Raw genomic sequence first — 23,314 nt, forward strand, 5'->3', positions numbered from 1 at the left:
GTGCAGGCCGGTGATTGATACGCCGCCGGGCAGTGACACGGTCAGACCGGCTCCGGCATCCGGAACCGGTGCCACGCGGGTAAATCCGGATCGAGTTTGAACCGGCTTGCTGGGCTCCTCGCTGCCGGTCAGCTTCTGCCGCCAGTAGACAAACCGGTGGTAAACAAGGGACTCTTGTTTGCAGTAGGCCGCACCGGACAGGCCCGAGGCCTGCCAGTCCGCGATACGCTGCTGCCAGGTTTGTTTCCGTTCGATTTGCGTCATGCCGATTCCTCTTGATCTTGGAGAGGAATCCAGTTTGGGTAATCTCAGGGCCGGAGTGTAGGTGCTGATTTATTGGCGCTTACGGTCTTTCATCAGTTTGATCAAGTATCCCTTGTACATGTTCTGCCAAATCGGTATCGATCGGTGTCCCTTGCCCGCTATCTTCTTCCACTTTCATTCGGTCGGTCCGCCGTTTTGCAAGATACTCTTTCAACTCCTCCCACAAAGGGCCAAACATTGGGTTTGGTGGCGATACGGATGCAGAAACCCGATAAATGCCATCAAGTGATTGAAGTTTTCGCACAAAAGAACGAAGGTCAGCTATCGGGTCTACAGCGCATTCTGCAAGTATTTGATGATGAGAAGCATTGACCACTTGTGCCCATCTGTTCATGAAAGCTGAATGTTCGATTTGATTGGAAACATGGAGGAATGACAGTCCCTGGTATTCAGGCACATAGACAAAAGGGCTGGAGGCGATAGTCATGTTTGGTTCGCTCTGACGCACCTGCTTTCTTTGCTCGGGATCGACTACAGAGACCTCCCCTTTTGGGTCATATTTGACTAGTCGGCCGAAAAAGTATGTTGATCGGCCGTCTGTAAGCTCCTGAATATCAACAAACGTCCAAGCACTTCCATACCTTGAAACACTGTTTGGCGACCGAAGGGAAGCCTTTATATGGTCAGTGTCGAGCGCTCCAGTTTTCACAACACGCCCAAGGTAGTAAGTCCCTCTCTTCGCCATAACTTCCTCAGTTTTTATTCTTCGTATGTTTTGATTTCATCAATTTGTTAATTCTTGGCACACGTGCCCGTTTGGAACCGCGATGCGGCGGAAAAGCGGTCACTGTGCTGCCACTAATTAGGTGTTAAACACAACATTCGGGGGCCACCGACAAGAAGAGTTGGGCTGCATGACTAGGTTTCTTCTTTGGATAAATGTGACCATTCCCAATAGTTTGGTTAAGGATATCCTGTGCCCAAGCACCAACCTTGTTCATCTCATCATCGTATTTAGGTTCATCTACTCCAGTTTTAAGTTCAAAATGACGGCGTAATATAAAGGCATACAAGTCAGCGATTTGAACCAACCCAACTTGTCTCGAATCCACGAAATGCGGCACGTCAATTAATTGATCAAGAGCCTTCCGCTTGGTTCCGCGGTCGTAATAATCATCAGTCCACTCAGGGGGATTTAATACTAGCTTAGTGAACTGGTCTTTCTCCTTCACTTGCTCGTCGAACACAAGCACTGTGTGGCCCTTGTTATTCGCTTCACTCTGATGACGACGCTGTAAACTCAGGGCAACATGCAGAGCCATTGTTCTCCAGGCGGTCAGATCTTGAATCCGTTCGTTTTCTTTTTGCTGCTCCCGGTGGCGTTCAACATCTAAAGCTGAATACACCACTTTGTGCTTTCTCTCTTTCATCCATTCAATGATTGTAGAGATAATGGTCGCGCGATGAGCTCCATCTAGACCTCTCCAGATACCTGATCCTGAATAGAATTTGTGGGAATGAAACTCCTGAATTGAACTCCCTACGATTTCTGAGAGTTGTTTAAGTAGCGCTGACCAAGCGTCTTTCGTCAAGTGCATCCGATTTGCATCGACAACAACTCCCGCCATTACCGAAATCGGCTGACCTCCTGTTCCGCTCTCGTCTAAGTAACAGAATTTCATAAAACACCTAACGCCGGGCTTTGCGGCGGTTTTGGAGGAGCGTAGCAACGGAAAAACCGTCCGACAACAGCCTATTGTTAGCCTATACCAGACCCATTTTGGAAAGGACTTCTTGAATAAATTCTCTAACAATATCGGAGGGATTAAGTTGATCATCCCATTCCGAGCTCCGACTAACGGGATTATACCGCCGCCTGGCAAATAACCTATTGTCTAAAACTATCTCCCTGAGAGTAATGCGATCTTCTGATTCGTAATCATCAAGAATTTTCTTGTTTCCCGCACTGTCTTCCATTGATATCAATATACATAATGCATTGTTTTCAAATTCCTTATAATCGCTCGGGTCTTTATGATGGGTGCCGAACCAAAATATAAACCTTTGATCTACCTCACCATAAGCGAAACGAAGCCCAAAAAACCATGTCTGAGACGCTCGTCCTTTTGACCTCAACTGTTGATGTTTGTCAAAGTCAATGCTCCCATAGTCCTTAAATCCAATAAACATATCTGTAAGTTCAGAATTAAGCTCACTACAAACATTTGAAAACTCAAGCTTTAATGAGTCAAATGTCTTTTGAGTGATCAGAAATTTTCTATGATCTGTCTGTCGAACCTTTTCGGAGGCAGCCTTAGCAATATTCTTTACCCAAGAAGATCTGGATGTTTCTTCTCGAATAATTGCGAGATATCGCTGAGACATCCTCAACACATTTTTAGCAATGACCTCCAGCAGTTCCTCACCATTCCCAAGATCAGCTTGCTCTAAAGCTTCATAATAGTGCCTCTCTCTATCTTCGGGCTGCACCGAAGCAGGGACATACCTATTTTTGAGTAAAACAAAGTCTTGGATGAGCCTCGCCATCCGGCCATTTCCGTCAATGAACGGATGGACCCGAGCCATTGCCCAGTGTATCCAAGCTGCCTTATGAATTGGGCTAGCATCTGATTCTTTTTCAATTTTAATTATTCTTTTAATTAAATTATCAACATCAAGGTGTGATGGAGGATTTAGCTTTGCACCAGATATTGCAACATCCCTAGAACGGAAAGTTCCTGCATTTTGATCGTCGAGTTTAGTTAGCAATTTTTGATGTAATTCTTTAATCAAAGAAACACTCAAATTTTGATTGTCATCAAGGCAGTCTTGCAAATATACACAGGCGTCAGCAAGATTAATCACTTCTTGCTGGTCTTTTCGTGATCCCGCCTCCAAAATTCCGGTACTTAGCACCACAATTGTCTCTCTTCTTGAGAGCTTGTTACCTTCAATTACGGCAGATGCATGCACACGATCAAATAGAATTTCTTCTTGGAGCTTCTCCGTAATATGAGAAGGCAAAGGCCGCTGCTCGTCGATTTCAAGCACACTCTCCTTGACTTCTTCAAGATAATCGAGTGTCACTCCCTTGGGCTTAAACCTCTCGATATCCGAAATTTCAGAAAAAATATCGATTTCATTCTCAAGCATCTAAGTAAGTCTCCGAGCTTCATGATTTTTCTTGGCTAACAGTGATTCAATAGCGCGCTTCGTTAACACTCTGGTCGGGCCGTGGTCATGTGACAGCTGCGTTGCTGCAATAACGAAGCACCCACCATCCCCCGGCACTTCGGGCACCGTGGCTTACTGCTTTTCTTCGCCGCAATTGCCTTCGCATGCGCCACGTGCTTCCGGTGATTTTTGGACGTAGCCGCCAGCCGCCCGGATTCAATGGCTTCGATTACCTTCTGAACCTCAACATCCGACAGCCGCTGCTCGGTTTGGGCTTTGATATAGCGGACATACCCACCACCGTGGGTCACGTTCTCCGGCATTGGCGTTTTGAACGTCGAATCCCCCACAAAGACCACTACCGAAAACACCTGCTCATCACTCAGCTCCAACAGGCTTTGCAGTGTCTTAACGTGTTTGTAGTTCTGGTGCAGCGGGTTCTGAAATTTCTGCGAGTACTTGAAGATCTTCTGTGTCCAATACCGCTGTTTGGCGTTACCGAAGATCCAGCCCTTCATGTTCTTGGTTTCCACCACAAACACCCCGTACCGGGAAACGATGATGTGGTCGATCTGGGTGGTGCCGTCTTCCGTGGGCAGGGTGACATTCTTGATTAGGTGGTAACGGGTTTTATCGAGAAAGAGTTTGGCGGAAAGGTTAACCACCGCTTCCCCGGCTCTGCCTTTGAACCAAGGCGATTTGATGACCGCCGCAACGAGGAAGAACGGAATCAGATACCAGATGGCCGTTGGAATGGCGTTTTGGAGGGTGTGCAGTAGCTGGGTGTGGTCCATCCGTTATCCTTAACAGCGGCGTCAGTCCGTTTCTTCTGAATACACACTAGCCTAATCGTAAGGTAACTTCCTACCCTTCGGACGTAAAATTTAGTAATTCAAAAACGGAAAAGCCGCCCGAATCAGGAGCGGCTTTTCAAACCAATAAGGAGCAAATCAGTCTAGGTCTCTCCTCAATCCTGCCCGCCTCGTTTATGCCGCATCAGCGCGTAGATGCCAGCAGCAACCGCAGCACCAGCCGCCAGGAAGTATTCAATATGCACTCCATCACCAAGTGCTTCATGGCCGGCGTGACCAAAGGCAGCACCTGAGATCAGTAGCAGGCCGGCAGTCATAGTCAATCGGTTAGTCAGTTGCATAGTTTTCTCTCCGTAGTTCGTTTAAATCTCAAAATCCGGTTTCTCTAAGCAGTCTCGGCAAGCTTCTCAGGCCGGCGCTCCGGCAGCATGCCCCGCTCCAGAATGAAGCTGATGATCGTCTCCAGCCCTACTCCGTCGTAAAGGTTGGTGAACACGAAGGGGCGTTCGCCGCGCATTTTCTTGCTGTCCCGCTCCATCACATCCAGGGAGGCGTGCACCTGTTCCGCGATGTCGATCTTGTTGATGATCAGCAGGTCGGATTTGGTGATGCCGGGGCCGCCTTTGCGGGGGATCTTGTCGCCAGCGGAGACGTCGATCACGTAGAGGGTGAGGTCGCTCAGTTCCGGGCTGAAGGTGGCGGAAAGGTTGTCGCCGCCGGATTCCACCAGCACCAGTTCCAGGTTCGGGTGGCGGTTTTGCAGGTCGTCGATGGCCGCCAGGTTCATGGAGGCGTCTTCGCGAATGGCGGTGTGGGGGCAGCCCCCGGTTTCCACGCCGAGGATGCGGTCTGCGGCCAGGGCTTCGTGGCGCAGGAGGAAGTCGGCGTCTTCCCGGGTGTAAATGTCGTTGGTCACCACGGCGATGTCGTAGTGATCCCGCAGGGCTTTGCACAACTGGCGCAAGAGGGCGGTTTTGCCGGAACCAACCGGGCCACCCACTCCAACTCTCAGACAATGTGTCATGGCAGATCTCCTCAATTGTTATTCAGCTTCTGAAAAGCCGTGAATACTGTGTTTCATGCAGTGCACTTCCGAGCGCCAGTCCCGGCAGGATGGGCCCGAGTTCGTGATCGTTTCGTTCCAGGGCCGTGTCTACCGCCACCGCCAGTTGCGGCCGCAGCCGTTCGATAATGCGCTGTGCGGCGGTATGGCCGAGGGGCAATGCCTTGCAGGCCACCGCGAGCTGGTTTTCCAGCCAGGCCCAGGCGAAGCCGAGCAGCGTCTGGCGCACCGGTAAAAAGCGTTTATGGGCGGCCCAGGCGAACATGGTGATGTAGCCGGGCTCTTCCGGAATCAGGTGTGGCTCTGGCAGCAGCTCCAGGTTGCGCAAGAGAGTAACGAGGGCGCCGCCGAGGCGGGTGTCTTCGTCGCTCAGTTCGGCGGTTTCCCGGGTGGCGTGCAGCCAGTCGTTCCACTTTGCCAGCGCAATGGCATCACCTTCGGCCCAGGCGGTCTGCAAACGCACCAGCAGGGGCAGTTCGCAGCGGCTGAGGCCGTCTTCCAGCACGCCTTCAATCCACTGGGCCAGTTCGGCTTCGTTGTTCACCCAGCCCAGTTCGAAGGCGCTTTCCAGGCCCTGGGACCAGGCGAAGGCGCCGATGGGCAGTGCGGGGCTGACCAGTTGCATCAGGCCCAGCAATGCCAGGTCGTCCACCTGCGGGGTGGCGGCCTCAGTGGGTGTGTTTGTGACTGTGACTGTGGCCATGGCTGTGCCCGTGGTCGTGATCGTGTGAATGGCTGTGGCCGTGGGAATGGCCGTGGGAATGGCCGTGGCTGTGCCCGTTTCCATGGGAATACCCGGCCTGGGTGTAGGCTCCGGGTTCCGGATCGAATGGCGCGGTGTGGTGCACAAGTGTGGCACCCAGGCGTTCCGCCAGTTCTTCCAGCACGTGGTCCGGGGTAATGCGCACGTAGGCGCCTTTGTCGTCCATGCCGATGGCCAGGGTCACGTGGCGGTTGCCCAGGTGGTAACACAGGCGCGCCAGGGGCTGGCCGTTTTCGATTCGGGCGGTGACCACCTGTTCCTCGGCCGCGCGGATGCGAATGATCTCTCCGGTTTTTGCCAGTAGCAGGTCGCCGTCCCGCAGCACGGGGCCGCGATCAAGAAACAGGCCCACGTCCACCCTGGTCTGGGTGGTGGCGCGCAGGCGGCCACGGATGCGCAGCTCGTACGGCAAAATCAGGTTATCGAGGATTTCGGAGCTGTCGATTTCGGCAGCTTCCTGTTCGCTCAGGCGTTTTGTCAGTTCCAACATAATCAGTTCTCCAGTACCCGGCTCAGAACAGCCTTGAGCTGTATTGATTAAAAGAGATGGTAGCGCTGGGCCAGGGGCAGTTCGGTGGCGGGCTCACAGGTGAGCAGTTCGCCATCGGCATGCACTTCGTAGGTTTGCGGGTCCACGGTGATGTGCGGGCACGCGTCGTTCAGTTTCATGTCGCCCTTGCGCACCTCACGTACGCCCTTGCAGGCGGATAATGGGCTGTCCAGGCCAAGCTCTTTGCCAATACCGGCATCAATTGCCGCCTGGCTCACAAAGCTCAGGCGGGTGGCACTGGCCGCCTTGCCGAAGGCGCCGAACATGGGGCGGTAATGCACCGGCTGGGGCGTGGGAATCGAGGCGTTCGGGTCGCCCATGGGTGCAGCGGCAATCATGCCGCCTTTGAGGATGGTGGCCGGCTTCACGCCGAAGAACGCCGGGCTCCAGAGCACCAGGTCCGCCAGCTTGCCCACTTCCACGGAACCCACTTCATGGGCGATGCCATGGGTGATGGCCGGGTTGATGGTGTACTTGGCGATGTAGCGTTTGGCGCGCAGGTTGTCGGCGCCACGGTCTTCGTCTTCCGGCAGCAGGCCGCGCTGCTGTCTCATCTTGTGGGCGGTCTGCCAGGTGCGGCACACCACTTCGCCCACCCGGCCCATGGCCTGGGAGTCTGAGGCGATCATGGAGATCACGCCCATGTCCTGCAGGATGTCCTCGGCGGCGATGGTCTCGCGGCGGATGCGGGAGTCGGCAAAGGCGACGTCTTCCGGGATGTTCGGGTCCAGGTGGTGGCACACCATCAGCATGTCGAGGTGTTCGTCGATGGTGTTCACGGTGTAGGGTCGTGTCGGGTTGGTGGACGACGGCAGCACGTAATCCTTGGAGCAGGCGGTGATGATGTCCGGTGCGTGGCCACCGCCGGCGCCTTCGGTGTGGTAGGTGTGGATGCAACGTTCTTTGAACGCGGCCAGAGTGTCTTCCACAAAGCCGGATTCGTTCAGGGTGTCGGTGTGAATCGCCACCTGCACATCGTATTTGTCGGCCACGGTGAGGCAGTTATCGATGCTGGCCGGGGTGGTGCCCCAGTCTTCATGCAGCTTCAGGCCAATGGCGCCAGCCTGGATCTGCAGTTCCAGGGATTCCGGCAGGGAGGCGTTGCCCTTGCCCAGAAAACCAATGTTCATGGGCAGGGAATCCACCGCCTGGAGCATCTTGCCAATGTGCCACGGGCCCGGCGTGCAGGTGGTGGCGTTGGTGCCCGTGGCCGGGCCGGTGCCGCCGCCGAGCATGGTGGTGATACCGCTCATTAGCGCTTCTTCCACCTGCTGGGGGCAGATGAAGTGGATGTGGGCATCGATGCCGCCGGCGGTGAGGATCTTGCCCTCACCGGCGATGATTTCGGTGCCGGGGCCGATCACGATGGTCACGTCCGGCTGGGTGTCCGGGTTGCCGGCCTTGCCGATGGCGGCGATGCGGCCTTTCTGGATGCCCACGTCGGCTTTGACGATGCCCCACCAGTCGAGAATCAAGGCGTTGGTGATCACGGTGTCCATCACGGCGGCATCGGCACGCTGGCTCTGGCCCATGCCGTCGCGGATAACCTTGCCGCCGCCGAATTTTACTTCGTCGCCGTAGTGGGCGGCGTCGCTTTCCACTTCAATCCACAGGTCGGTGTCGCCGAGCCTTACCCGGTCGCCGGTGGTTGGGCCGTACATGTCGGCGTAGGCTTGTCGGGTAATTTTCATTTCTGGCCCTCCAGTTTGCCCATGACTTCCTGCCGGAAACCGTAGATTTCACGGCCGCCCGCAAACGGGATCAGCGTCACTTCGCGGCTCTGGCCGGGTTCGAAGCGGATGGCGGTGCCGGCCGCCACGTCCAGGCGGTAGCCACGGGCCTTGGCACGGTCGAAATCCAGGGCCGGGTTGGCTTCGGCAAAGTGGTAGTGAGAGCCGATCTGGATCGGGCGGTCGCCGGTATTGGCCACGTCTATCTGGATGCGCTCACGGCCTTCGCAGAGTTCGATGTCGCCGTCTTTGAGCTGGTATTCACCGGGAATCATGGCGCGCTCCTTACACGATGGGGTTGTGGACGGTGACGAGCTTGGTGCCATCGGGGAAGGTAGCCTCCACCTGCACTTCGTCGACCATTTCGGCGATGCCGTCCATCACGTCATCACGGGTGAGGACTTCGGTGCCGGCGGCCATCAGCTCGGCCACGGTGCGGCCCTCGCGGGCGCCTTCCATGATTTCGGCGCTGATCAGGGCCACGGCTTCCGGATAGTTGAGCTTCAGGCCTTTGGCTTTCCGGCGCTCGGCCAGCAGGGCTGCTGTGAACAGCAGCAGTTTGTCTTTGTCTCTTGGCGTTAATTCCATCGTTGTTTGCTCCGTTGATCGCGTCGCATTCTGCTTGTTATTCAGGTCAGCCAGATTCGGGGAACGCTGGCAGGCTGGCCGGTGAGTCTTGGTCTGATCAGTTCCCAGGCTTGCTGGCACAGGGCCCAGGCTTCGTTTCGTTCCTGCCCCAGGTAGCGCAGCAGCACCACACCCCGGCGGCGGGTCACCGCCCAGCGGTGGCTTTCCGGAAGGGTTTCCCTGAGTTCTTCAATGGCGGCGGCTTCGTCGTCCAGGCCGACCACCCAGAGGGTGGCCTGCACGGTGGCGCCGCCCTGGCCCCAGTGGCCTTTGAACCTGGCGTGGTTCGGGTCCATCAACTGGCGTTCCAGCCACAGGGGGCGGCCGTCCATCAGCAGGCGGAATTTCTGCTCCAGGTGGCCCGAAACAAACGGCAGTTTGCTGGCCGGGCGCCCGAGGGCAAGGATTTCCCAGCCGATGCATCGGGCGCCGGCTTCCAGTTCAATGGTGGTGGTCTGTTCGCCCCGGGAACCATCAAACGCCAGGGTTTCCTGGGGCAGGTATTCGAGAATGCCGCCCTGCTCCACCTTCAGCCGGGTGTGCTGGGCCCAGGCCACCCCATGGCTGTCGGCCTTGTAGAGCTTGGCCGCCGCTGGCGTGGTCAGCAGGGTGTGCGAGTCTTTACCTACACGTGCCTCGATACTCAGTGCATCGCCACTCACCAATCCGCCCGGCGGATGCAGTAGGTACACGTGGCAGCAGCCATGACGGCCTTCCGGGTAAAACGGACGTTGCACCCGCAACGGGCCTTTGTGGCGTACATGGGTCATCCGGGTGGCGGTGTTGCTGCCATCCGGCCGGGCGTCGAAGCCCAGGGCAATGGACGCGGCCCAGTGCCGCCCGGCGTCGAAACGATGGCCGGAGTCGTGGGCGGGTTCGATGCGTTCAAAAACCGTCATACCGTCAGGTGCTTCTTGATGAGTTCATCGGTGAGGCCGGCGATTTCGTCTTCAGCTACCCGGCGACCGCGGTCGAGGATGGCAAACCGGTCGGCGTATTTGCGGGCGAACGGAAGCTTCTGTTCCACCAGCAGCACGGTCAGGCCGTCCTCCTCGATGAGCTTGCGGATCACTTCACCAATCTGGGCCACGATGTTGGGCTGGATGCCCTCGCCCGGCTCGTCGAGGATCAGCAGGCGCGGCTCGATCACCAGGGCGCGGCCGATGGCGAGTTGTTGCTGCTGGCCGCCCGAAAGGTCACCGCCGCGGCGATGGCGCATTTCTTTCAGCACCGGAAACAGTTCATACACCCGCTCGGGGATTTTCTTGCTGCCGTCCTTGCGCACGGCAAGGCCGGTGCGCAGGTTTTCTTCCACGGTCAGTAGCGGGAAGATCTGCCGGCCCTGGGGCACGTAGCCAATGCCCAGCCGGGAGCGGTCTTCCACTTTCTTTTTGGTGAGTTCCACGTCGCCGGCGAATTCGATGCTGCCGCTTTTGGTGGTTTCCTCACCCATGATGCATTTCATCAGGGTGGTCTTGCCCACGCCGTTGCGGCCCATCACGCAGGTGCACTGGCCCTGGGGTACGTCCAGGTCCAGATCCCAAAGGGTGTGGCTCTCGCCATAGAACTGGTTGAGTTTTTCAATCTTCAGCATTACGCCTCCTCCCCGAGATACACCTTGATCACTTCCGGATCGTTGGAGACCTGGTCCATGGAGCCTTCGGCCAGCACGCTGCCCTGGTGCAGCACGGTCACCTTGCGTGCGATGGAGCGCACAAAGCCCATGTCGTGCTCCACCACAACCACCGACTGTTTGCCGGCGAGGCTGGTGAGCAGTTCGGCGGTGCGTTCCATTTCCTGTTCGGTCATGCCCGCTACCGGTTCGTCCACCAGCAGCAGCCGGGGTTTCTGCATCAGCAGCATGCCGATTTCCAGCCACTGTTTCTGGCCGTGGGAGAGGATGCCGGCGAGGCGGTCGCGCAGGGATTCCAGGCCGATCATTTCCAGCACTTCATCGATGCGGTCGCGGTATTCGGCTTTCATGATGGCGGTGAGCGTGGGGAACACCCGCTTGTCCGTCGCCATGGCCAGCTCCAGGTTTTCGAACACGGTGAGCGCTTCGAACACCGTGGGTTTCTGGAACTTACGGCCGATGCCCAGGGAGGCAATGTCCGGCTCGTTCATGGTGAGCAGGTTGTGGCGGCTGCCGAACCACACCGAGCCGGTATCCGGCCGGGTTTTACCGGTGATGATGTCCATCATGGTGGTTTTACCCGCGCCGTTGGGGCCGATGATGCAGCGCAGCTCGCCGTCGTCGATGGTGAGATTCAGGTTGTTGATGGCCTTGAAGCCGTCAAAGCTTACGTTCACGTCTTCCAGATACAGGATCGGCCCGTGGCGCACGTCCACCGGGGACTGCACCTGGGTCAGAAACTCGAACACATGCTCGCGGTCGGTCAGCTCCTGAAACAAGCTCATACAGTCGCCTCCTGCGCGGTGGGGGTATCGTCATCTTGGCTGGCTTTCCGGCGCTTCTGCAGCAGCCCGGCAATGCCCTTGGGCAGGAACACGGTCACCAGCACGAACAGGCCGCCGAGGGCGAACAGCCAGGCGTCCGGCATGATGCCGGTGAACACGGTTTTGGCGTAGTTCACCAGGATGGCCCCGATCACCGCGCCGTAGAGGGTTGCCCGGCCACCCAGGGCCACCCACACCACGATCTCGATGGAGAACAGAGGCGAGAATTCGCTGGGGTTGATGATGCCTACCTGAGGCACGTACAGCGCCCCGGCCACACCCGCCAGCATGGCGGAGACCACGAACACGAACAGCTGCACCCGCTCCACCCGGTAACCCAGGAAGCGGGTTCGAGCCTCGGCATCCCGGCAGGCCACACTCACCCGGCCCAGCTTGCTGGTCACAATGCCCCGGCAAATCACGTAGCCGATGGCCAGGGCGATACCGGTTGCGATGAACAGCCCGAGGCGCGTGGCGTCTGTGCGCAGGTTAAAGCCGAGAATGTCTTTGAAGTCGGTGAGGCCGTTGTTGCCGCCAAAGCCCATCTCGTTGCGGAAGAAGGCCAGCATCAGGGCGAAGGTGAGCGCCTGGGTGATGATGGAGAGGTACACCCCGGTTACCCGCGAGCGGAAGGCCAGGAAGCCGAACACCAGGGCCAGCAGGCCCGGGGCCAGCAGCACCATGATGAAGGCAAACCAGGCCATGTCGAACCCGTGCCAGAACCAGGGCAGCTCCTGCCAGTTCAGGAACACCATAAAGTCCGGCAGGATCGGGTCGCCATACACGCCGCGATCACCAATCTGGCGCATCAGGTACATGCCCATGGCATAGCCGCCGAGGGCAAAGAAGGCGCCATGGCCCAGGCTGAGGATACCGAGGTAACCCCACACCAGGTCCACCGCCACCGCCAGCAGGGCGTAGCAGAGGTATTTGCCAAGCAGCGTGACGGTAAAGGCGCTCACGTGCAGGGCGCTGTCCTGGGGCATGAACAGGTGAAGGAAGGTCACCAGCACCACGGCCGCGAACAGTACACCCAGGAAAACTTGCGTGGATCGCTCTTTTAAGGGTCTTGTTAACCACATAACTGGTGTCCCTTCTGGCTAATTATTTGATTCACTGAGCCTCTGAACGCCTTGAGAGCAAGGCGCAGTGGCGAAGGTTTGGTGGTTCCAAATCGAGGCGCTGCAACGCGGCTATCAAGGCGCTCAGAGGCTCCCGAAGGGCGAGGCGCACGCGCCTCGCAGTGGATTAAAGAATTGGCTAGACGGGACACCCTAGCCCTCCGCTGCCCGGCCTTTCTGGGGGAAGAGCCCCTTCGGCCGTTTCTGGATGAACAGGATGATGAACACCAGCACGATGATCTTGGCGAGTACGGCACCGGCCCAGGGTTCAAGCAGCTGGTTGATGGTGCCCAGGGAAAGCCCGGCAATGAGCGTGCCCCAGAGGTTACCGACGCCGCCGAACACCACCACCATGAACGAATCGATGATGTAGTTCTGGCCCAGGTTCGGGCCCACGTTGGTGAGCTGGGAGAGCGCCACCCCGGCCAGGCCGGCGACGCCGGAGCCCAGGGCAAAGGTCATGATGTCTACCCGGGTGGCGCGGATGCCCATGGAGCGCGCCATGGCACGGTTCTGGGTAACAGCGCGCACTTCCAGGCCCAGGCGGGTCTTGCGCATGATCAACATCAGCCCGGCGAACACGATCAGCGCAAAGGCCAACACGTAGAGGCGGTTCAGGGTCAGCGAGAGCGCGTCGTTGATCACCAGGGAGCCGCTCATCCAGTCCGGCGTTACCACGGTGCGGTTTTGCGGAGAGATCACCGTGCGCACCAGCTGCTGCAGGATCAGGCTGATACCGAAGGTGGCCAGCAGGGTTTCCAGCGGCCGGCCTTTGAGGTACTGGATTACGCTGCGTTCAATGATGATGCCGGCGGTGGCCGCGACCATGAACCCGGCGGGAATCGACAGAATCAGCGCCAGGCCAGGTTGGCCGGGGAAGAGTTGCTGCATGCCCCAGGTGGTGTAGGCACCGAGCATGATCAGTTCGCCGTGGGCCATGTTGATCACGCCCATCACGCCAAAGGTGATGGCCAGGCCGATGGCGGCAAGGACCAGAACCGAACCGAGGGAAAGGCCGAAATACAGGGTCTCGGCGGCGCGGTTCAGTTGGAGTTTCTGTTCAATGCTTTCGAGGGCCTTGGCGGCACGTTGAGCCAGCGCCTCGTTGTCACCGCGAACGGCTTCGTTCAAAGCGGCGCGGGCCCGGGGATGCAGGCTGCCGGCGAGCACGTCCACGGCCTCCAGGTTGCCCTCGCCCACCCGGTAGATGGCCAGGGCTTCTTCAATGCGGTTGCGTACAGCCGCGTCTTCTTCTTTCGCCAGCTGAGCCTCAAGCGGCTCGACCAGAGAAGCATCCACTTTGCCCATCATGTCCTGCGCGGAGGCTTCGCGCACATCCGGGTCTTTGGCATTCAGGTCCAGCATGGCCAGTATGCCTTCAAGCTGGCCCCGTATGCGGTTATTGATGGCGACTCTGTCCAGCTCACGGCGGGACATTTCACCCATATTCTCTCCGGTCAGCGGATCGGCAATTTCCCAGTCCCTGCCCCGGTTGTTCAGTACCAGTACAACCTGCCCGGTGTCTTTTACCCGGCTCAGGCGGTTATTTCCGTAGGCTTCGAGCCAGCCCCTGGCTCTTTCATCACCACTGCTGACGATGGCGTTCACCGCCTCTTCCACTTTACTGGCCGGCGCCTCTGCGAGATTGATCAGCAGAGCCTTGCCAGGATCGTCTTCCTGCGCCGTTGCAGGCAGCGATAGCAGGGAAAACAGGGCGATAAGCAGCAATGTGAGCGATCGGCAAATGCTCATGAGAGTGTCCTGTCTGTTTCAAGCGTGTTGCGGGGCAACAACCGGAGGCTTAACTACCCCCGGCTGTCGATGGTGCTTTACCGTCTGAGCCTTACTCGGCTTCAGCGGCCATTTCGCCCGCAGACGCGCCACAGGTGCCGGTTGCGGTGTTGAACGTGCCGCAGAACAACGGCTTGCGCCAATCTGCAATCATGTCCCGCGAACCAGGCAGGTAGTCAGACCAGGCATCGCCCGCGACCAGACCAGAGGTTTCCCAAACCACAGAAAACTGGCCGTTGTCCTGGATCTCGCCGATCAGCACCGGCTTGGTGATGTGGTGGTTGGGCATCATGGCGGCGTAGCCACCGGTGAGGTTGGGCACGGTCACACCGATGATGGCGTCTTTTACCGCATCAACATCTGTGGTGCCGGCCTTCTTGACCGCTTCCACATACATGTTGAAGCCGATGTAGTGCGCTTCCATCGGGTCGTTGGTGACCGCTTCATCATTGCCGGTGTGCTCAATCCACTGGTCGATGAAGTCGTAGTTAGCGTCGTTGTCCACGCTCATGAAGTAGTTCCAGGCGGCCAGGTGGCCAACCAGCGGGCCGGTGTCGATACCGGAGAGTTCCTGCTCGCCCACGGAGAAGGCAACAACCGGGATGTCGGAGGCCGCGATGCCCTGGTTACCCAGTTCACGGTAGAAGGGCACGTTGGCGTCGCCATTGATGGTGGAGACCACGGCGGTCTTCTTGCCGGCGGAACCAAAACGCTTGATATCAGACACGATGTTCTGCCAGTCGGAGTGACCGAAAGGCGTGTAGTTGATCATGATGTCTTCCTTGGCCACACCCATGTCCATCAGGTAGGTCTCAAGGATCTTGTTGGTGGTGCGCGGGTAGACGTAGTCGGTACCTGCCAGAACCCAGCGCTCCACGCCGATTTCGTTCATCAGATAGTTAACCGCAGGAATCGCCTGCTGGTTGGGCGCAGCGCCGGTGTAGAAGACGTTTTCGGAGGATTCCTCACCCTCGTACTGAACCGGGTAAAACAGAAGGCCGTTCAGCTCTTCCACCACCGGCAGTACGGATTTACGGGAAACCGAGGTCCAGTTACCGAAAATCACGTCGACTTCTTCCTGGGCCAGAAGCTCGCGGGCTTTTTCAGCAAACAGCGGCCAGTTGGAGGCCGGGTCTACAACAACCGCTTCCATCTGACGACCGAGCACACCGCCCTTGGCGTTCTGTTGTTCGATCAGCATTTCAACGGTGTCTTTCAGAACGGTTTCACTGATGGCCATGGTGCCGGACAGTGAGTGCAGGATGCCCACCTTGATGGGATCTTCCGCTGCAACGGAGTTAAAAGAGATGGAGAGAGCGAGCGCAGAGAGGCCAAGTTTCACGTGTTTTTTGAGGTTCATTTCAGGCGTCCTTTTCTTGGTTGGGTATGCAGTTCGTCTTCAAACGCAGCAGGGCCTTTGCATCTGCTGTTCCATAACCCTTATATCTCCATTAAAAACAGAGGCTTATCTAGTATACAAGGCAAACCAGAGGCATCCGCGCTCCTGAATACGCCTCCGGAGTGCAGCATTCTTGAGCGTTTTTGGTGCGGCCGCACCTGATATGGGCAGACCTGAACCGTCTTGTGCCTCAAAAATACTCATAACCTTATGTTTTCTGCTCACTATCAAGAAAAATTGGCAAATGGCACAAGCATTGCCATTCCACATGTATACAAGTTGATTACGCACATGAGGATGACCAATGCCTTCAATGCTCGGATGGACCATCAGGGACTGGCAGACTGCTTATAAAGAGGGCGCTACGCCCGAGTCATTGCTGGGTGAGTTACTGACCGGCCTGGACAAAAAAGACGTCGCCTGGATTTCGCTTCTGGACCAGAAAGGCCTGGATGAGGCCCTTGCCGGGCTGAAACAGAAACTCCAGGACGCCGGCGAAGAGATCGACAAGCTGCCGCTCTACGGCATTCCCTTCGCCGCGAAAGACAATATTGATGCGGCAGGATTTGAGACAACGGCAGCCTGCCCGGCCTTTGCCTATACCCCGGAAGAAGACGCCACCACCGTGGCCAGACTCAAGGCCGCCGGCGCCATCGTCATCGGCAAAACCAACCTGGACCAGTTCGCAACCGGCCTGGTGGGCACCCGCTCTCCCTATGGCGCCGTGCCCAACAGCTTCAAACCGGACGTGGTGAGCGGCGGCTCCAGCTCCGGTTCGGCTTCTGTGGTTGCAAGAGGTCTGGTGCCTTTTGCCCTGGGTACCGACACCGCCGGTTCCGGCCGGGTGCCTGCCGGGCTGAATAATCTGGTGGGGCTGAAACCGACCAAAGGGCTCTTCAGCATTCGCGGCGTGGTACCGGCCTGTCGTTCACTGGATTGCGTGTCCATTTTTGCGCTGACCGTGAATGACGCCGGCCTGGTCTCGGATACCATGGCGGGCTTCGATGCCGCCGATGCATTTTCCCGCAAGCCTCCCTATGCGCTGCCTCTGGATGGGCCAGCCCTTCGGCGGCCCGGCCCCATCCAACGACTGGCGATTCCCGACCACCCGCAATGGTTTGGTGATCAGAAGGCAGAAGCGGCCTGGAATACCGCCATCAGCCAGTGGCGACAACAGAATGTGGAACTGGTGCCGCTGGATTTCAGCCCCATGCTGGAACTGGCTGCACTGCTCTACGAAGGCCCCTGGGTGGCTGAACGCCACGCGGCGGTGGAATCGTTCATGGCCAGCCACGGCGATGATATGAACCCGGTGGTCAAAGGCATTATCAGCAAGGCCGGAAATTTCAGCGCCACGGATACCTTCAAGGCCCAGTACCGCAAGGAAGAGCTGCAGCGCCAGATCGATGAACTGTTAGCCGATGTGGATGCCCTGCTGGTGCCCACGGCTCCGACGGCTCCCACCATCGAAGCGGTAAATGCGGACCCGGTTGCACTCAACAGCCAACTCGGCACCTACACCAATTTCGTGAACCTGGCCGACATGAGTGCGCTCGCGATTCCTGCCGGTTTCCGGGACGACGGCCTGCCCTTTGGCGTTACCCTGATAACTGGTGCCTGGAAAGACACGGAGCTGCAACGCCTGGCGTGCCAGTGGCTGAATGCCCACCCGACCCCTTTGGGCGCTACAGGCAACGACCGCCCCGAAGAAGCCCCCGGGGCCGCCATTTCGACACCCACCATCAAGGTGGCCGTTGTTGGTGCCCACCTCAGTGGCATGCCCCTGAACACCCAGCTCAGTGAGCGCTACGCGGTTCTGCTTGAGCAAACCACAACGTCTGCCAACTACCGGCTGTTCGCCCTACCAAACACCACACCGCCGAAGCCCGGGCTGAAACGGGCGGCCCCTGGCGAAGGCAGGGAAATCATTGTGGAAGTCTGGGAAATGCCCGCCTCGGCCTTTGGCTCCTTTGTGGACCTGATTCCTGCGCCTCTGGGCATAGGCAACGTCGAGCTGGCTGATGGCCGGTGGGTAAACGGTTTTGTTTGTGAGGGCTACGGCTTCGAGGGCGCAGAGGATGTAACAGAGTTCGGTGGCTGGCGCGCCTATATCGCCTCCAGAGCCTGACCAAGCCGGGGCAATCTGGCGCTCCACGAGGGGAAACGGTGCCAATGGCAAACCCTAGACGAAAAGAGTCCGTAGCCGACAGGGTTTATGAGGCCCTGAAAGAGGACATCTTCGAGTTCCGCCTGATCCCCGGCGACCGATTCAGCGAGGGGGATGTCGGAACCCGCCTGAACGCAAGCCGGACACCGGTGCGGGAAGCACTGTACCGCTTGCAGCGGGAGGGCCATGTGGAGGTGCTGTTCCGCAGTGGCTGGCAGGTAAAGCCATTCGATTTCCAGCAGGTGGAGGAACTCTATGACCTGCGCATCACTCTCGAACGGGCGGCCGTGCACAAAATCTGCAACCTGCCTGAAGAGCCTGCAGCACTGCGAACCCTGGTAGCCCTCTGGAACCCGGACCATCCATCCGAGCGCGCGGTGGGCAGCACCGTCAGAATGCTGGACGAGAGCTTTCACTGCGATCTGGTGGCCGCTGCCGGAAACCGGGAGATGACACGAATTCATCGTGAGATCACCGACAGGCTGAGGATTGTGCGGCGCCTGGACTTCAGCCGGGACGAGCGTATTGATGCCACTTACGTGGAGCATGCCGCGATTCTGGAGGCACTGCGCAACGGGCAGGCAAGCGAGGCGGCGGATCGTCTCACCCGTCATATCCGTGCCAGCCAGAAGGCCGTGCGGGAAATCACCATGGAGCGAATCCGCGAGGCGGCTGCTGCCCACCGCAGTGAGCAATAAATTGCCTCTCAGGCCCCGGAAATACTGAACTCAGGTTCATAATTGAACCCGCCGAAACGCTTACAGATCCGTAAGATATATCGCACAAACCATGGAGCGATTCTCCGATAGGTAGGAATTCGATCCAAAGTAGAATGGTTAGTGTCAGGGATGACAAGCCAGCAAGGAACGTTGGCTCAAGGATGAGAACTCCAGGGAAGAGCCCTCCGCGGCTCGGGAGTTGCCCGAAGGATCAGGGCTTACAGGGATGATCACAGGAAAGACGCGCTCAGGATGAGTCGCACGCCTGAGGGAACAGGCAGGGGTCAGCCACGGAATCGGGGATCACAAGGAATGTGGTCCCGTCCGTGCACTCCCCGTACCCACAGACATTTCTGCTCTCTTCTTTACATTTCGCTTCTGCTGCTTTGCGCCCTGGCACAAAACCAAAAAACGCAACACAGCTTCAGGAGCTCGTATCTATGAAACGCACACCGCTTTTCGCAACACTCGTTCTGCTGTTCAGCCTGGTTACCGGTTTTGCCTACGCCCAGGACGCCGCTATCAATATCAACACGGCCGATGTGGCTACCCTCGCCAGCCTGAACGGCATTGGCCAGAGCAAGGCCGAAGCCATCGTTGCCTATCGCGAAGCGAATGGTCCTTTTGCAGTTACCGCAGACCTGGCAAATGTGAAGGGCATTGGCGAACGTACCATCGAGAAAAATGCCGCTCGCCTCACCGTGAAGTAATACCCCGGGCAGTGGCGCGCTGCCGCTGCCCTTCCTCTTTCTGAATCCCTTTCCTCCCTCTTTCCGGCTACCCATAAAGTCGTCTGGCAACACCGCGCTCGCCACCCTATTATTGCTGGATAACAATTCAAAAACCGTTGAGCATCCGCACATGGTTGATCCGATCAAGGTTTATCCTGCAAAACCCGCGAAAGTCTATTTCTACGGCACCTGCCTGGTGGACATGTTCTACCCCGATGCGGGCATTGCCGGCGTGGAACTTCTGGAGCGTGAAGGCATTGAGGTGCTGTTTCCCCAGAACCAGACCTGCTGTGGCCAGCCAGCCTACACTTCCGGTTATCACGACGAGGCCCGATCAGTAGCCAGGGCCCAGCTCGACCTGTTCCCCGGCGACTGGCCCATTGTGGTGCCATCCGGCTCCTGTGGCGGGATGATGCGCAAGCACTACCCTGACCTTTTCAAGGACACCACGGATGAGGTGAAAGCCGCTGAGGTTGCGGGCCGGGTCTGGGAGCTGACGGATTTTCTGCTCAATGTTTGCCACATCAAACTTGAAGATTTGGGCGAACCCACCACCGTGGCCATGCACACCTCCTGCTCCGCCCGCCGGGAAATGGGCGTGGCCGAGGTTGGACCCAAACTGCTGGGACAACTCAAAAACGTGAACCTGGTAGAGCAGATCCGGCCGGAGGAATGCTGCGGGTTTGGCGGCACCTTTGCGGTTCGCCACCCGGAGATTTCCAGCGCCATGGTGAGCGAGAAGGTGGATGCACTGGTGGATACCGGCACCAGGCAGTTTGTCACCACCGATTGCGGCTGCCTGATGAACATCGCCGGCTACGCCGAGAAAAACCAGAAGCCTGTTGAAGGCCAGCACATTCTCAGTTTCCTGTGGTCGCGCACCCAGGGCAAAGGGGGCAGCAGTCATGAGTGAGACAGCCGAGCACACTGGCCATCACATCGACGTGAAAGAGTTCCATCCGCGGGCTCAGGCGGCCATTCACGACCCCAAGATCCGCAAGAATTTCCGCAGCGCCATGGACGGGCTGATGTCCAAGCGCAAGACGGCGTTCGAGGGCTGGGATCTGGAAACCCTCCGGGATCTGGGTGCCAACGTTCGCCTCCGCGCCCTGGCCAACCTGCCAGATTTGCTGGAGCAGCTTGAGAAAAAGCTGATCGAAAACGGCATCAGGGTGCACTGGGCGGTGGATGGCGATGAGGCCTGCCGGATTGTGCGGGACATCTGCAAGGCCCGGGATGCCAAGACGGTGATCAAGGGCAAGTCCATGGTCTCCGAGGAAATGGAGCTGAACCATTACCTGGAGGAACAGGGGATCGAAGCCCTGGAATCGGACCTGGGCGAGTACATTGTGCAGTTGGCGGATGAAACGCCATCACACATTATCATGCCGGCGATTCACAAGAACACTGGAGAGATCTCCCAGTTGCTGCACGAGAAAACCGGCACGGATCTGTCCAACGATGTGGAATACCTCACCGCCAGTGCCCGCCTGCAATTGCGGGAAAAGTTCATGAATGCCGATGTGGGCGTTTCGGGGGTTAACTTTGCGGTGGCGGAGACCGGCACCCTATGCCTGGTGGAAAACGAAGGCAATGGCCGGATGACCACCACGGTGCCCAAGTGCCATATTGCCGTTACCGGCATAGAAAAGGTGGTGCCGAGCATGGAGGACGTCTCTGCCCTGCTCGCCCTGCTGACCCGGTCTGCTACCGGCCAGCACATCACCACCTACTTCAACATGATTTCCGGCCCGCGCAAGGCCGAGGAGCTGGACGGGCCCGAAGAAGTGCATCTGGTGCTGGTGGATAACGGCCGCTCGTCGATCTACCAGGACGACGAGCTGCTGGACACCCTGCGCTGCATCCGTTGCGGCGCCTGCATGAACCACTGCCCGGTGTACACACGGGTAGGCGGCCATGCCTATGGCACCACCTATCCGGGCCCGATCGGCAAGATCCTGATGCCGCACCTGATTGGCCTGGACGAAGGCCGGCACCTGCCCAGCGCCTCCAGTCTGTGTGGCGCCTGTGGCGAGGTCTGCCCGGTGAAAATCCCCATTCCCGATCTGTTGGTGCGACTGCGCCAGGAATCGGTGGATGGCGACAAGCTCCACCCGGCCAAGGTCCGTGGCCACGGGGCCAAGCGAAGCTCAATGGAAGCGATGATCTGGAAAGGCTGGGCCTGGATGCACGCCAGCCCCGGCATTTATCGCTTCGGCACCGGTGCCGCCAGCAAATTCAGGGCATTGCAGCCCTCGAAAGCGGGCGCCTGGACCGATTACCGCACGCCCCCCAAACTGGCGGCCAAAACCCTGCACCAGCGAATGAAGGAGCGTGGCCAATGAGTTCCCGGGAAACGATTCTTCAGCGTCTGCGCAACCGAACCGGCGGTGAACTGACGGTGCCGGAGTGCGACTTTTCAGTTCTGGTACGGGATGACTGGTCGACAAAGGAGCGTATCGAGCGGTTCGAGAAGATGATCGAGTCGGTCCACGGCGAGGTGCACCACTGCACCGAAGACATGTGGATGGAACGCCTGGCGGAGGTGCTGAACACCCGCGGGGCCAGGAATCTGCTGATTCCAAAACAACACGAAATCGGACAGTCACTTCGCACTGCCGGTCGTAACGATCTGCCGGAACTGTTGATCTACGACGAGCCTATCGAAAGCTGGCAGTCGCATTTGTTCAACGAGGTGGACGCCAGCATTACGTCCACCCGCGGCGGTATTGCCGAAACCGGCTCGCTGATCCTGTGGCCAAACGAGGACGAGCCACGGCTAATGAGCCTGGTGCCGCCGGTGCACATTGCCGTGCTCCGGGCCGCGGAGCTCTATACCACCTTCCACGAAGCCATGAAGGCCCAGAACTGGGCTGCTGGCATGCCGACCAATGCCCTGCTAATCTCTGGCCCTTCCAAAACCGCCGACATCGAGCAAACCCTTGCCTACGGTGTTCACGGTCCCAAAGAGCTTATTGTGTTGATTATTGAATGATCCAAGGCGCCCTGTTGATCGCCCTGGCTGCCCTGCTATGGGCGACCACGGGCATTGTTGCGAAATTTCTGTTTACCGGTACCGAACTGCAGGCCATTACGTTGGGCTTCCTGCGACTGGCGGTGGCCTTGCCGTTTTTCTGGCTACTGATGCGGCGGGAGCAGATACGCCTTGAGCGCGCCAACCCGGGCGCCAGAGTGCCCGGCAGTTCGCTACGGAGCCTCACCCGCAAGACCCTGATTCCGCTGGCAGCCCTTGGCCTGTTCCAGGCGTTCTACCAGGGCAGCTACCTTCTGGCCGTGGACCTCACCGGTGCCGGCATCGCCACCCTGATCGCGCTCTGCCTTCCGCCAGTACTGGTGGCAATTCTTGCTGCGCCTCTTCTGGGAGAGAAGCCCAGCCTTTTGACGGTTCTGTCGCTGTTTGCCGCCATCGCGGGCACGGGCATGCTGGTTCTCAGCGATATGGACACCACCGGTACACTTCGGCTAGCGGGCATTCTGGTGGCGTTACTGGCCGCCTGTGTGTACACCGGTTTTACGCTCACCAGCCGTTACAGCTCTGCTGGCACCCCGGTGTTTACGACGGCGTTTATCTGCTTCTTCACGGCGGCGCTGATTCTGTTGCCGGTGGTTGCCCTGTCTGGCGGTTTCGAGGGGCTGGAAACTCTCAGTATCGGGCACTGGCTGATGGTGGTGTATGTGGGGGTGGTGCCAACCTGTATTGGCTATGTGTGTTTTTTCTCTGGCATGAAAACGACACCGGCCACGCTCTCCAGCATCATCGTGACTCTGGAACCGCTGTTTGTGGCGCTGCTGGCCTGGGTGTTTCTGGAGGAGATTCTGGGGCCGATTGGTATTGCGGGGGCACTGATTCTGACCGCAGCGGTGGTGGTGGCCTCCCGCTACGGCCGTAAACCCGCAGCCGGCCAGGAGGCCGGTGCGGAGTAAG

At 58.2% G+C, this 23,314-nt stretch carries 25 protein-coding genes; 7 read left to right on the forward strand and 18 right to left on the reverse strand.

From position 1 onward, the window contains the following. The 18 genes from tnpA to urtA all read right to left on the reverse strand — a co-directional run. Positions 1-264: IS66 family insertion sequence element accessory protein TnpA (gene tnpA / locus BM035_RS11510; RefSeq protein ID WP_092031949.1), on the reverse strand; the 264-nt coding region annotated here is incomplete at its 3' end. 79 nt (positions 265-343) lie between these two features. Next, entirely contained in the window at positions 344-1,009 is a 666-nt protein-coding gene (locus BM035_RS11515; RefSeq protein ID WP_175497387.1) for a hypothetical protein, read from the reverse strand. 124 nt (positions 1,010-1,133) lie between these two features. Beyond that, positions 1,134-1,946, reverse strand: coding sequence for a DUF3800 domain-containing protein (locus BM035_RS11520; RefSeq protein ID WP_175497388.1), 813 nt, complete (start codon positions 1,944-1,946; stop codon positions 1,134-1,136). Positions 1,947-2,028: 82 nt separating this feature from the next. After that, entirely contained in the window at positions 2,029-3,417 is a 1,389-nt protein-coding gene (locus tag BM035_RS11525; RefSeq protein WP_175497389.1) for a Fic family protein, read from the reverse strand. 62 nt (positions 3,418-3,479) lie between these two features. Next, positions 3,480-4,232, reverse strand: coding sequence for a nuclease-related domain-containing protein (locus BM035_RS11530; protein ID WP_092031954.1), 753 nt, complete (start codon positions 4,230-4,232; stop codon positions 3,480-3,482). A gap of 173 nt (positions 4,233-4,405) precedes the next feature. After that, positions 4,406-4,591 carry a hypothetical protein gene (locus tag BM035_RS22325; protein WP_139216036.1) on the reverse strand — a complete coding sequence of 62 codons (186 nt, stop codon included), beginning with the start codon at positions 4,589-4,591 and terminating at the stop codon, positions 4,406-4,408. Between the two features lie 44 nt (positions 4,592-4,635). Continuing rightward, positions 4,636-5,274 carry an urease accessory protein UreG gene (gene ureG / locus BM035_RS11535; RefSeq protein WP_041645525.1) on the reverse strand — a complete coding sequence of 213 codons (639 nt, stop codon included), beginning with the start codon at positions 5,272-5,274 and terminating at the stop codon, positions 4,636-4,638. A 22-nt stretch (positions 5,275-5,296) separates the two neighbouring features. Beyond that, entirely contained in the window at positions 5,297-6,016 is a 720-nt protein-coding gene (locus tag BM035_RS11540) for an urease accessory protein UreF (RefSeq protein ID WP_092031957.1), read from the reverse strand. Next, a complete protein-coding gene (locus tag BM035_RS11545; RefSeq protein ID WP_092031960.1) occupies positions 5,982-6,566 on the reverse strand; it encodes an urease accessory protein UreE in 585 nt (194 codons plus the stop codon). Before BM035_RS11545 ends, BM035_RS11540 begins: the two co-directional genes overlap by 35 nt. 47 nt (positions 6,567-6,613) lie before the next feature. Then, the gene (gene ureC / locus BM035_RS11550) at positions 6,614-8,317 is read right to left on the reverse strand and encodes an urease subunit alpha (RefSeq protein ID WP_092031962.1); all 1,704 of its coding nucleotides are present in this window, start codon (positions 8,315-8,317) and stop codon (positions 6,614-6,616) included. Further along, positions 8,314-8,631 (reverse strand): urease subunit beta, encoded by a 318-nt coding sequence (locus tag BM035_RS11555; RefSeq protein WP_008175206.1) that lies wholly within the window; start codon positions 8,629-8,631, stop codon positions 8,314-8,316. Before BM035_RS11555 ends, ureC begins: the two co-directional genes overlap by 4 nt. A 10-nt stretch (positions 8,632-8,641) precedes the next feature. Continuing rightward, on the reverse strand, positions 8,642-8,944 hold the full coding sequence (gene ureA, locus BM035_RS11560; RefSeq protein ID WP_092031965.1) for an urease subunit gamma: 303 nt from the start codon (positions 8,942-8,944) through the stop codon (positions 8,642-8,644). 41 nt (positions 8,945-8,985) lie between these two features. Beyond that, the gene (locus BM035_RS11565; RefSeq protein WP_092031968.1) at positions 8,986-9,882 is read right to left on the reverse strand and encodes an urease accessory protein UreD; all 897 of its coding nucleotides are present in this window, start codon (positions 9,880-9,882) and stop codon (positions 8,986-8,988) included. Then, positions 9,879-10,577, reverse strand: a complete 699-nt coding sequence (gene urtE, locus BM035_RS11570) for an urea ABC transporter ATP-binding subunit UrtE (RefSeq protein ID WP_008175218.1) — start codon at positions 10,575-10,577, stop codon at positions 9,879-9,881. Before urtE ends, BM035_RS11565 begins: the two co-directional genes overlap by 4 nt. Continuing rightward, complete coding sequence (urtD, locus tag BM035_RS11575) at positions 10,577-11,401, reverse strand: urea ABC transporter ATP-binding protein UrtD (protein WP_008175220.1); 825 nt, start codon at positions 11,399-11,401, stop codon at positions 10,577-10,579. The genes urtE and urtD overlap by 1 nt, the downstream gene beginning before the upstream one ends. Continuing rightward, positions 11,398-12,522 carry an urea ABC transporter permease subunit UrtC gene (gene urtC / locus BM035_RS11580; protein ID WP_092031971.1) on the reverse strand — a complete coding sequence of 375 codons (1,125 nt, stop codon included), beginning with the start codon at positions 12,520-12,522 and terminating at the stop codon, positions 11,398-11,400. The genes urtD and urtC overlap by 4 nt, the downstream gene beginning before the upstream one ends. Before the next feature lie 192 nt (positions 12,523-12,714). After that, the gene (urtB, locus tag BM035_RS11585; protein ID WP_008175223.1) at positions 12,715-14,313 is read right to left on the reverse strand and encodes an urea ABC transporter permease subunit UrtB; all 1,599 of its coding nucleotides are present in this window, start codon (positions 14,311-14,313) and stop codon (positions 12,715-12,717) included. Between the two features lie 91 nt (positions 14,314-14,404). Next, the gene (urtA, locus tag BM035_RS11590) at positions 14,405-15,712 is read right to left on the reverse strand and encodes an urea ABC transporter substrate-binding protein (protein ID WP_008175225.1); all 1,308 of its coding nucleotides are present in this window, start codon (positions 15,710-15,712) and stop codon (positions 14,405-14,407) included. Between the two features lie 352 nt (positions 15,713-16,064). On the opposite strand from urtA, the gene atzF reads away from it, so the two are divergent. The 7 genes from atzF to BM035_RS11625 all read left to right on the forward strand — a co-directional run bounded on the left by atzF (position 16,065) and on the right by BM035_RS11625 (position 23,313). After that, positions 16,065-17,879, forward strand: coding sequence for an allophanate hydrolase (atzF, locus tag BM035_RS11595; protein WP_092032126.1), 1,815 nt, complete (start codon positions 16,065-16,067; stop codon positions 17,877-17,879). Between the two features lie 44 nt (positions 17,880-17,923). Continuing rightward, a complete protein-coding gene (locus BM035_RS11600; protein ID WP_008175230.1) occupies positions 17,924-18,616 on the forward strand; it encodes a GntR family transcriptional regulator in 693 nt (230 codons plus the stop codon). Between the two features lie 461 nt (positions 18,617-19,077). Beyond that, complete coding sequence (locus BM035_RS11605; RefSeq protein ID WP_008175232.1) at positions 19,078-19,347, forward strand: ComEA family DNA-binding protein; 270 nt, start codon at positions 19,078-19,080, stop codon at positions 19,345-19,347. Between the two features lie 151 nt (positions 19,348-19,498). Continuing rightward, on the forward strand, positions 19,499-20,281 hold the full coding sequence (locus BM035_RS11610; RefSeq protein WP_008175233.1) for a (Fe-S)-binding protein: 783 nt from the start codon (positions 19,499-19,501) through the stop codon (positions 20,279-20,281). Next, on the forward strand, positions 20,274-21,713 hold the full coding sequence (locus BM035_RS11615) for a LutB/LldF family L-lactate oxidation iron-sulfur protein (RefSeq protein ID WP_008175234.1): 1,440 nt from the start codon (positions 20,274-20,276) through the stop codon (positions 21,711-21,713). Before BM035_RS11610 ends, BM035_RS11615 begins: the two co-directional genes overlap by 8 nt. Beyond that, complete coding sequence (locus BM035_RS11620; RefSeq protein ID WP_008175252.1) at positions 21,710-22,363, forward strand: LutC/YkgG family protein; 654 nt, start codon at positions 21,710-21,712, stop codon at positions 22,361-22,363. Before BM035_RS11615 ends, BM035_RS11620 begins: the two co-directional genes overlap by 4 nt. Beyond that, positions 22,360-23,313, forward strand: a complete 954-nt coding sequence (locus tag BM035_RS11625) for a DMT family transporter (RefSeq protein ID WP_092031973.1) — start codon at positions 22,360-22,362, stop codon at positions 23,311-23,313. Before BM035_RS11620 ends, BM035_RS11625 begins: the two co-directional genes overlap by 4 nt. Position 23,314: the final 1 nt, after the last annotated feature.

It is taken from the genome of Marinobacter sp. DSM 26671, assembly GCF_900112835.1.
In the GTDB taxonomy this organism is placed as follows: domain Bacteria; phylum Pseudomonadota; class Gammaproteobacteria; order Pseudomonadales; family Oleiphilaceae; genus Marinobacter; species Marinobacter flavimaris.

What these genes read in the sequence shown, in the direction of transcription:
- BM035_RS11515 (WP_175497387.1), bottom strand. Translation starts at nt 1,009, where the DNA reads ATGGCGAAGAGAGGGACTTACTACCTTGGGCGTGTTGTGAAAACTGGA.
- BM035_RS11520 (WP_175497388.1), bottom strand. Translation starts at nt 1,946, where the DNA reads ATGAAATTCTGTTACTTAGACGAGAGCGGAACAGGAGGTCAGCCGATT.
- BM035_RS11525 (WP_175497389.1), bottom strand. Translation starts at nt 3,417, where the DNA reads ATGCTTGAGAATGAAATCGATATTTTTTCTGAAATTTCGGATATCGAG.
- BM035_RS11530 (WP_092031954.1), bottom strand. Translation starts at nt 4,232, where the DNA reads ATGGACCACACCCAGCTACTGCACACCCTCCAAAACGCCATTCCAACG.
- BM035_RS22325 (WP_139216036.1), bottom strand. Translation starts at nt 4,591, where the DNA reads ATGCAACTGACTAACCGATTGACTATGACTGCCGGCCTGCTACTGATC.
- ureG (WP_041645525.1), bottom strand. Translation starts at nt 5,274, where the DNA reads ATGACACATTGTCTGAGAGTTGGAGTGGGTGGCCCGGTTGGTTCCGGC.
- BM035_RS11540 (WP_092031957.1), bottom strand. Translation starts at nt 6,016, where the DNA reads ATGGCCACAGTCACAGTCACAAACACACCCACTGAGGCCGCCACCCCG.
- BM035_RS11545 (WP_092031960.1), bottom strand. Translation starts at nt 6,566, where the DNA reads ATGTTGGAACTGACAAAACGCCTGAGCGAACAGGAAGCTGCCGAAATC.
- ureC (WP_092031962.1), bottom strand. Translation starts at nt 8,317, where the DNA reads ATGAAAATTACCCGACAAGCCTACGCCGACATGTACGGCCCAACCACC.
- BM035_RS11555 (WP_008175206.1), bottom strand. Translation starts at nt 8,631, where the DNA reads ATGATTCCCGGTGAATACCAGCTCAAAGACGGCGACATCGAACTCTGC.
- ureA (WP_092031965.1), bottom strand. Translation starts at nt 8,944, where the DNA reads ATGGAATTAACGCCAAGAGACAAAGACAAACTGCTGCTGTTCACAGCA.
- BM035_RS11565 (WP_092031968.1), bottom strand. Translation starts at nt 9,882, where the DNA reads ATGACGGTTTTTGAACGCATCGAACCCGCCCACGACTCCGGCCATCGT.
- urtE (WP_008175218.1), bottom strand. Translation starts at nt 10,577, where the DNA reads ATGCTGAAGATTGAAAAACTCAACCAGTTCTATGGCGAGAGCCACACC.
- urtD (WP_008175220.1), bottom strand. Translation starts at nt 11,401, where the DNA reads ATGAGCTTGTTTCAGGAGCTGACCGACCGCGAGCATGTGTTCGAGTTT.
- urtC (WP_092031971.1), bottom strand. Translation starts at nt 12,522, where the DNA reads ATGTGGTTAACAAGACCCTTAAAAGAGCGATCCACGCAAGTTTTCCTG.
- urtB (WP_008175223.1), bottom strand. Translation starts at nt 14,313, where the DNA reads ATGAGCATTTGCCGATCGCTCACATTGCTGCTTATCGCCCTGTTTTCC.
- urtA (WP_008175225.1), bottom strand. Translation starts at nt 15,712, where the DNA reads ATGAACCTCAAAAAACACGTGAAACTTGGCCTCTCTGCGCTCGCTCTC.
- atzF (WP_092032126.1), top strand. Translation starts at nt 16,065, where the DNA reads ATGCTCGGATGGACCATCAGGGACTGGCAGACTGCTTATAAAGAGGGC.
- BM035_RS11600 (WP_008175230.1), top strand. Translation starts at nt 17,924, where the DNA reads ATGGCAAACCCTAGACGAAAAGAGTCCGTAGCCGACAGGGTTTATGAG.
- BM035_RS11605 (WP_008175232.1), top strand. Translation starts at nt 19,078, where the DNA reads ATGAAACGCACACCGCTTTTCGCAACACTCGTTCTGCTGTTCAGCCTG.
- BM035_RS11610 (WP_008175233.1), top strand. Translation starts at nt 19,499, where the DNA reads ATGGTTGATCCGATCAAGGTTTATCCTGCAAAACCCGCGAAAGTCTAT.
- BM035_RS11615 (WP_008175234.1), top strand. Translation starts at nt 20,274, where the DNA reads ATGAGTGAGACAGCCGAGCACACTGGCCATCACATCGACGTGAAAGAG.
- BM035_RS11620 (WP_008175252.1), top strand. Translation starts at nt 21,710, where the DNA reads ATGAGTTCCCGGGAAACGATTCTTCAGCGTCTGCGCAACCGAACCGGC.
- BM035_RS11625 (WP_092031973.1), top strand. Translation starts at nt 22,360, where the DNA reads ATGATCCAAGGCGCCCTGTTGATCGCCCTGGCTGCCCTGCTATGGGCG.